General features: G+C 72.1%; 1 pseudogene. It reads left to right on the top strand.

Annotation, left to right across the window (positions count from 1 at the left end):
• Positions 1 to 96: 96 nt before the first annotated feature.
• Positions 97 to 377 (top strand): annotated as a pseudogene (locus Q0L11_RS13445) (hypothetical protein); the annotation flags it as partial.

Below are 377 nucleotides of genomic sequence, written 5' to 3'. Positions count from 1 at the left end.
CGTCAGAAGCGGACGTGGATGGGCCTGACAGTGGCGCAGAGCGGACGCGAGTGCGTCCCCACGGATCGTCCTCACCCGCCCCGCGTTTCGGCCTGCATGCCCTCCCGCCTCCGCAAAGCCCTCGTCATCGCCGCCGTTGCGTTCGCGCTCGGCGTCCCCGCCCTCCAGGCCATCCTCGGTTACGGCCTCTCACCGGCGGAGTTCTCGCGGCAGGGGGACAGCACGCTGCGGGCGGCGGGGTGGGGCTTTTCGATCTGGAGCGTGATCTACGCGGGCTTCGTGGCCTATGCGGTCTGGCAGGCGCTCCCCCGGCAGGACGGAAATGCGCTGCTGGCGCGGGTCGCCGGGCCGTCGGTGGTGGCGATCACCGGCTGCGG

This window comes from Phenylobacterium sp. (genome assembly GCF_024508875.1).
Taxonomy (GTDB): domain Bacteria; phylum Pseudomonadota; class Alphaproteobacteria; order Caulobacterales; family Caulobacteraceae; genus Phenylobacterium.
Note: the sequence above shows the minus strand (reverse complement) of the source record. Positions and strands in the feature narration are given on the sequence as shown.